Below are 7,146 nucleotides of genomic sequence, written 5' to 3' on the forward strand. Positions count from 1 at the left end.
GCGGCGCCGAGGCCGGCGTGCTGCTGGCCAGCGACGACGCGCTCGGTGGCCTGGACGAGGGCGTGCTCGCCGACGACCGCGTGGCGATCGTCCACGCGGATCTGCCGTGGCAGCCCGCCGTCCTGACGCGCCGCATCGAGGCGATTTGCGGCGAAGACACCCGGGGCGTGCCGGCCGCGCTGCTGCTGATCGAGGAGTCCCTCGACGCGGCGGTGCTGCGCGTGCAGCGCGACGGTGTCGTGTTCCCCGACTGGCTGGATGCCACCCCGGCCTGGCTGGACGGCGATCAGCTCGACGCGTTGATGGCGGTCCTGCCGAAGCTGCTGGAAGGGCTGTGAGGCCCGCCCGGCCTCACAGCGCCACGAGCGGCGTCTTGAAGACGCTGCTCGGGTCCACGGCGTGCTTCACGGTGTGCAGCCGTGCCAGGTTGCCGCGGTAGTAGGCCGTGCCGGCGTCGGTGATCGCCGCGTCGGGGTAGTTCACGTAGGCGCCGCCGGTGCTCCACGGCGTCATCGTCACGCGCAGGCTGTGCGTCCAGCGGGCATCGTCGTCGAGCTGGGCCGGCGTGCCGCTGCCCGCAAGGCCCTCCGTCAGGTACTGCGCGCTGAACAAGGCGTTGCGATGCGGGAATGCGGTCGCGTCCGCGGCCACTCGCGCGATCGCGCCGCCCATCAGGTCGAAGATCACCGCGCCGCCGCGGCCCGCGCGGCCGCGCGCCGTGAGCGCGTCCAACAGGGTCTGCACGCCGGCGGCCGGGATCGGCTGGGCGAAGAAGTCGGAACTCGCCGTCATCGCCACGCGCGGCATCAGTCCGCCCGACGCCTGAGAGGGCAGATGGCACTGCGTCGCCGTCAGGTCGGCGCAGCGGTTCATCAGCAGCGTCGCCGCGCTGATGACCTGTGCCGGATCCTGCGCCGTCGGTGAGACGGGCGCCGCGGCGAGGAAGCGGTCCCACTGCGTCCGGAGCGCCGCTGCGCCATCGAAGCCCACGACGAAGACGGTCAGCAGCAGATTCCCCACGCTGTCGACGGCCACCTGGCACTGCGACCACACGGAGTCCGGCAGCGTTGCGCACCAGTCCTGCCAGGCCAGCGCCACGCCGACGCGGTCGCCCGAGGCGAACTGTCCCCAGCAGGTGTTGAATGCCGGGAGCGCTTGGGTCTGGAAGCGCAGTTCCGTGACGATCCCGAAGTTGCCGCCCCCGCCCCCGCGCAGCGCCCAGAAGAGATCGGCGTTGCGCGTGGTGTCGCAGGAGATCGTCTGACCATCGGCGCCGACGAGCGTTGCCCCGACCAGCGCGTCGCAGGTCAGTCCGTGGGCGCGCTGGAAGAAGCCGAAGCCGCCGCCCATCGTGATGCCGCTGATGCCGACCGTCGGGCAACTGCCGGAGGGCAGCAGCCGCGGTTGCGGCAAGGCCAGCAGCGCGCGGTACACGTCGGCCAGCTTCGCGCCGGCGCCGACGACGGCGATGTCGCCGTCCATGCGGACGCTGTCCATCGGCCCGGTGTCGATGACCAGCGCGGTGTTGGTCGACGCGGCCAGGTAGCTGTGTCCGCCGCTGCGCGCGGTGAAGGGGATCTTGTTGGCAAGCGCGAAGTTCAGCGCGGCCACGACGTCCTCCGCGCCGACGCAGCGGGCGAGGGCCTGGGGCACGACGCCGTCGAAGCGTGCGTTGGCCGGCCGCCGGAAGGCGTCGAAATCGGTGTGGCCGGCGACCAGCAGTGGCCCCTTCATCTGTCGGGCCAGCGGGGCGTACGGGCCCGCATCGGGCGGCGGCGGGGTGACAGGCGCGCCGGTGCTGTCCCCGCCGCCTCCGCAGCCGGTGAGCCAGGATCCGGCGAGCGCTCCAACGCCCGCGCCCAGCAAAACGCGACGATCCATGCACAGTCTCCCTGAATGTGGTTGATGGGCTGTCGATCGTCGGGAGATCGAAGTCCAATGTGAGACCAGTGTAGGACCGAAGAAAGGCCAATGTGGTGCATCCCCCATCGGGGCGTACCCCAGATCGGGCGAGGCGGGGAGGGCCGATGGCACGCGGATCCCCCGCATGGCGCCCCTTCCAGGAGCGCCATCAGGATGTGCTAGGTGAAAACCCCGAATGCTGTTATAGTCGTGGGCTTCACCGCTTCTGGCGGTGCTTCGTACGTCTCCTCTGACCTCTTTGCAGACCGCTGCGCCGGGCATCCGAACGGACTCCCACGCAGGCTCCGGCTCTCCGCCGAAGCTGTTTCCCGCCACGGGGAGCGCGCCCTGCATGCCCTCGGGTTCGGTCGGCGGCGATGCCGTCGCTTTGACTGTTCCCCGGCGCCTCACCAGGCCCTTCATGCCGACCACGGCGGTTGCTCTGCAATCGCGCCGCGCATGTGTCTTTCCTTCCTGGTGATCGACGCGAGCTTTCTCCCAGCGACATCACGGTTCTGCCGCGATCACATCGATCTTGCGCGGCGACCAGGCGCTCCGGCGCGGACTCCGTTTCGACGGCGTCGGCCCGGCTGTGCACCTTTGGATTGCAAAGACAAATGAGTTTCGACCACGACATGAACGCCGACGCCAAGACCCTGGATCAGAACGAGACGACGAACGAGGCGCTGGACAGCGAACTCGACCAGGCGATCGAAGCCGGCGAACTCGGCGCCGACGCCGAGACGACCGGCACGCCGTTCTCGGCTCTGGGCCTGCATGACGCGCTGCTGCGCGCCGTCAAGGACTCCGGCTACGAGAACACCACCGAAGTGCAGGCGCAGGCGATCCCGCCGGCGCTCGACGGCAAGGACCTGATGGTCTCGTCGCGCACCGGTTCGGGCAAGACCGCCTCCTTCATCCTGCCCGCGCTGCAGCAGGTGTTGAACGCCCGCGCCGAACGCGCCGCCGCCAACAACAAGACCAAGACCATCGGCCCGCGCGTGCTCGTGCTGGCTCCGACCCGCGAACTGGCGATGCAGGTCGCCAAGTCCGCGATGACCTACGGCCGCCACATCCAGGGTCTGCGCGTCGCCACCGTGCTGGGCGGCATGCCCTACGCGCAGCAGCTGCGCGCGCTGAGCGGCCCGCTGGACGTCCTGATCGCGACCCCGGGTCGTCTGCTGGACCACATCAACAGCGGCCGCTGCAAGCTGGACAACGTGACGATGTTCGTGCTCGATGAAGCCGACCGCATGCTGGACATGGGCTTCATCGACGACATCAACTTCGTCGCCGAGCAGATCCCGGCCGAGCGCCAGACGCTGATGTACAGCGCGACCTTCGCCGGCAACACCGGCCGCCTGGCCTCGCAGCTGATGCGCGACCCGCAGCGCATCGACGTGTCGGGCCACACCGACTCGCACGAGAACATCGAGCAGCGCCTGCACTGGGCCGACAACGGCCAGCACAAGCGCAAGCTGCTGGAACACATCCTGGGTCTGCGTGACGTCGACCAGGCTGTGGTCTTCACCAGCACCCAGCAGGACACCGAGTGGCTGGCCGAACAGCTGGAGGCCATCGGCCACCGCGTCGCCGCGCTGCACGGCGGCATGCCGCAAGGCAAGCGCACCCGCACGCTGATGGCCCTGCGCCGTCGCGACCTGCGCGTGCTGGTCGCCACCGACGTGGCCGCCCGCGGCATCGACGTGCCGACGATCTCGCACGTCATCAACTTCGGCCTGCCGATGAAGGCCGAGGACTACGTCCACCGCATCGGCCGCACCGGCCGTGCCGGCCGCTCCGGCATCGCGGTGACGCTGGCCGAGCGTGGCGACATCTCGATGATCAAGCGCATCCAGCAGTTCACGACGCAGGCCATCCCGGTCTCGCGCATCGAAGGCCTGGAGCCGCGCAACGAAGAGCCGAAGATCTACCCGTCGCGCCCCGGCTTCGGCGGCGATCGCGGTGGTGACCGCGGCGGCTACGGCGGCAATCGCGGCGGTTACGGTGGCAACCGTGGCGGCTTCGGCGGCAACCGTCCGCAGGGCGGCGGCTATCGCGGCAACGACAACCGCTTCGACAACAGCGCCCGCTTCGAGCGTCCGGAAGGCCAAGGCCGTCCGCCGTTCGGCGAGCGTCGCGAAGGTGGGCAGGGTGGCTTCGGCGGCGGCCAGGGCGGCCAGCGCTTCGAGCACCGCAACGAGCGCCCGCAAGGCGACCGTCCGTTCGGCGACCGCCCGCAAGGCGACCGTCCGCGTTTCGGTGACCGTCCGCAAGGCGGCTTCGGCGGCGCACCGCGCAGCTACGGCGATCGTCCGCAGCGCGACTTCAACGCGCCGCGCGACGGTGGTCATGGCGGCAACGGTGGTGGTTTCGACCAGCGTCGCCCGGATCCGCGTTTCGACCGTTCGGCCGACAACAACGACCGCTACGCACCGCGTGCCGAGCGTCCGGCCTTCAACAAGGGCGACGACAACCGCTTCGAAGGCCGTCCGGCCAAGCCGGCGTTCGGCAAGGGCCCGCGTCCGCAAGGCGACGACCGCGGTGACCGCGGCGGCTTCGTGCCGCGCAAGGGCCCGCGCAAGTTCTGAGCCTCGCGGCTCGGTGGCTGAGGGACGCTGAGGGATGCGCGTCGAGGGTCGGATCGTCCAGTGGGACGACGCGAAGGGCTACGGCTTCATCGCGCCGTCCGACGGCGGGCCGAAACGCTTCGCACACATCAGCGCCTTCGGCCCGCGCGCCCGCCGACCTTTCGTCGGCGAACGCGTCGACTACGAGGCCGGGACCGATGCGCAGGGCAAGGCCCGCGCGCTGAAGGTCCGCAGCCTCGAGCCCAAGCCGGCGCCCGCCGGCCCGGCCAGGCCTGCGCCGTCCCGGCGCGGCGCTTCCGCTTCTGCCTCCCCCGCTCCCTCCCCCAAGACGTCGTCCGACACCGGTGCCTCGCTGTGGCTGGTGCCAGGCTTTGCCTCGCTGGTGCTGTTGACACACTTGGCGTGGCCCTTGCCGCGTGGCTTGTGGGGCGTCTACGTCGCGATGAGTTTTGCGACCTTCATCGTCTACGCGTTGGACAAGCGCGCGGCGCGACTGGGCCAATGGCGCGTCAAGGAATCGACGCTGCATGGGCTCTCGCTGCTGTGCGGCTGGCCCGGCGCGTTGCTGGCACAGCACTTGCTGCGGCACAAGAGCGCCAAGCCGACTTTCCGGCGGGTGTTCTGGTTGAGCGTCGCGCTCAACATCCTGGCCTTCGTCTGTCTTTTTACGCCGCTGCTGACGCCGTTCTTCTCGGGAGTCTCCGACCACTGGAACGCGCGATCGGCCGGCTCACCCGTCTGATGCTGCAGTTGAAAGTGATTGGCACCGAGGACGTCCCGCACGTGCTCGCGTTGCAGGCCCAGTGCTACGGGCCCGAGTTCCTGGAAAGCGCCGAGGCCTTCGTGGCCAAGCTGGACGCGGCGCGCCATCTCCACTGTTCCTACCTGGCCGTCGAGGCCGGCGAGCCGCTGGCCTACGTCGTCAGCCTGCCGGTCGATGACGGGCAGTTGCCGGCGCTCGATGCGCCGTCGATCGCGCCGGCGCGCGCCCCTCGCACGCTGTACCTGCACGACCTCGCGGTGTCGCCGGCGGGGCGAGCCAAGCGTCTGGGCCACAAGCTGGTGCAGCAGGTGGTGCATCGCGCCCAGGACATGGGCCTGACGCAGGTCGCGCTGGTGGCTGTGCAGGGCTCGCGCGCCTACTGGGAACGCCACGGCTTCTCCGACGCCGAAGCGCCGCTGAGCGCCGCGCTCATCGAGAAACTCGCCAGCTTCGGCTCCGGGGCAACCCTGATGCGCAGGTCCCTGACACCCGTGTGACGGCGGACGGGGAAGGGCGCTCCGAGGGGCGATAATCCGCCTCTATGACAGTGACCCCGGGAGGCGTGGACGACGTGCTGCGCGACGATCTCCCCGAACCCTCATTCGAAGACCATTTCCGCGAAGGTCAGCTCCCGCAGGACTCGCTCCTGTGGTGGCAGCTGGAACGCAACGAGGCCCTGCTGGGCGCGCAGCGCGCGCTGTTCCACGGCCCGGCCACGCTGGTGCGGCTGCGCGTCTGGGTGTTCATCGAGCTGATGAGCCAGCCGCAGTCGCGGCTCTCGCGCGACGACCTCAACCGCCACTTCCACGTGCTGCGCGACGAGGCGCTGGAGCTCGTGCTCAAGCGCCTGCGCGACGCGCAGCTGCTGGCCTGGGATGCGTCCAACCAGCAGTACGGCGTGACGCCGCTGGCGCAGCAGCTGATGGCCATGGTCTCGCCGCTGACGCAGGGCCAGGTCGCGGACGAGGACGGCGACCTCGCCGGCCTGCTGGCCAACGTGGCCGGCGCGCAGCAGCTCGGCACGCTGGAGCCGGCGCAGCTGCAGCATCTGCTGGCGCAGCTCTCGCGCCTGTACAACGAGTTTGCCGACGCGATCGCGTCCGGCTCCGAATTCCACCTGCGCCGCGCGCGCATGCGTTTCGAGCGCGCGCTCAAGCTGGTGGAGCGGGCCAGCGAGGCGCTGTCCGCGATCATCCGCCAGGCGGAGGACGACGGGAACGCGCGCCTGGAGCGGCTCGCGCGCGAGCTCGGCCTGGCGCAGGCGCGGCTGCTCGCGATGGCGAGCCAGTTCAACCGTGCGCTGCAGCAGGCCGACCGCCAGCGCGTCACGCTGGGCTCCACCGGCATCACGACCACCGACGTGCGACGCTGGCTGCAGGAAGTCCCGTTCCTCGAGAACCTCGCGCTGGGCGCCTTGTCGCGGCCGGTGCATCCGGTCTTCGTCGCGCAGCACGAGCTGCTGGACGGCTGCGAGGCCGAGTTCGAACGCGATCGCCCCGTGCCGCCGACGCCCGAGCCGCTGCCCAGCGGACTGGCCGCGCCGGAAGGGGAGCTCGCCGTGATGAGCCTGCCGCCCGAGATGAACCAGCTGCAGGCGCTGCTGGGCCTGTGGACCGGCGACAGCGTGCAGACCAACGACCTGCGCCCCGCGGTGCTCGGCGGCAGCTACGCGCGCGCCGCCTACCGTGCGCAGCTGCTGCCGCTGCTCGGCGACGTGCAGGCGCAGCATCTGGCCGGCGCGACCGGCGACATGGCACGCCAGCCGTGGCGCGTGCGCTGGTCCGCGCAGCAGGGCGAGATCGACGACGAGTACGTCCGCTGGATGAGCCAGGGCGTGCTGCACTCGACCGAGGTCGAGCCGCCGGTCGAGCCCGAGCCTGAACCCAAGTG

Annotated in this window: 6 protein-coding genes; 5 read left to right on the top strand and 1 reads right to left on the bottom strand. The window is 70.5% G+C overall.

Annotation, left to right across the window (positions count from 1 at the left end; all coding sequences use genetic code 11):
• The coding region (locus VF536_RS22300) for a hypothetical protein (RefSeq protein WP_331617092.1) at positions 1 to 338 on the top strand (338 nt) is incomplete at its 5' end.
• Between the two features lie 13 nt (positions 339 to 351).
• Here VF536_RS22300 and VF536_RS22305 read toward each other — a convergent pair.
• Positions 352 to 1,881 carry an FAD-binding oxidoreductase gene (locus tag VF536_RS22305; RefSeq protein ID WP_331617093.1) on the bottom strand — a complete coding sequence of 510 codons (1,530 nt, stop codon included), beginning with the start codon at positions 1,879 to 1,881 and terminating at the stop codon, positions 352 to 354.
• A gap of 638 nt (positions 1,882 to 2,519) precedes the next feature.
• Between VF536_RS22305 and VF536_RS22310 the strand changes: the two genes are divergently transcribed.
• The 4 genes from VF536_RS22310 to VF536_RS22325 form a co-directional block, all read left to right on the top strand.
• Positions 2,520 to 4,493, top strand: a complete 1,974-nt coding sequence (locus VF536_RS22310) for a DEAD/DEAH box helicase (RefSeq protein ID WP_331617094.1) — start codon at positions 2,520 to 2,522, stop codon at positions 4,491 to 4,493.
• Positions 4,494 to 4,527: 34 nt separating this feature from the next.
• A complete protein-coding gene (locus VF536_RS22315; protein ID WP_331617095.1) occupies positions 4,528 to 5,235 on the top strand; it encodes a cold shock and DUF1294 domain-containing protein in 708 nt (235 codons plus the stop codon).
• Positions 5,235 to 5,753 (top strand): GNAT family N-acetyltransferase, encoded by a 519-nt coding sequence (locus VF536_RS22320; RefSeq protein WP_331617098.1) that lies wholly within the window; start codon positions 5,235 to 5,237, stop codon positions 5,751 to 5,753. The genes VF536_RS22315 and VF536_RS22320 overlap by 1 nt, the downstream gene beginning before the upstream one ends.
• A gap of 44 nt (positions 5,754 to 5,797) precedes the next feature.
• Positions 5,798 to 7,146 (top strand): hypothetical protein (locus tag VF536_RS22325; protein ID WP_331617099.1); only part of this gene is annotated, 1,349 nt, incomplete at its 3' end.

Source organism: Roseateles sp., assembly GCF_036486225.1.
Taxonomy (GTDB): domain Bacteria; phylum Pseudomonadota; class Gammaproteobacteria; order Burkholderiales; family Burkholderiaceae_C; genus Roseateles.

Excerpts from the sequence above, each read along its gene's own strand:
- VF536_RS22305 (WP_331617093.1), bottom strand. The coding sequence starts at position 1,881 with ATGGATCGTCGCGTTTTGCTGGGCGCGGGCGTTGGAGCGCTCGCCGGA.
- VF536_RS22310 (WP_331617094.1), top strand. The coding sequence starts at position 2,520 with ATGAGTTTCGACCACGACATGAACGCCGACGCCAAGACCCTGGATCAG.
- VF536_RS22315 (WP_331617095.1), top strand. The coding sequence starts at position 4,528 with ATGCGCGTCGAGGGTCGGATCGTCCAGTGGGACGACGCGAAGGGCTAC.
- VF536_RS22320 (WP_331617098.1), top strand. The coding sequence starts at position 5,235 with ATGCTGCAGTTGAAAGTGATTGGCACCGAGGACGTCCCGCACGTGCTC.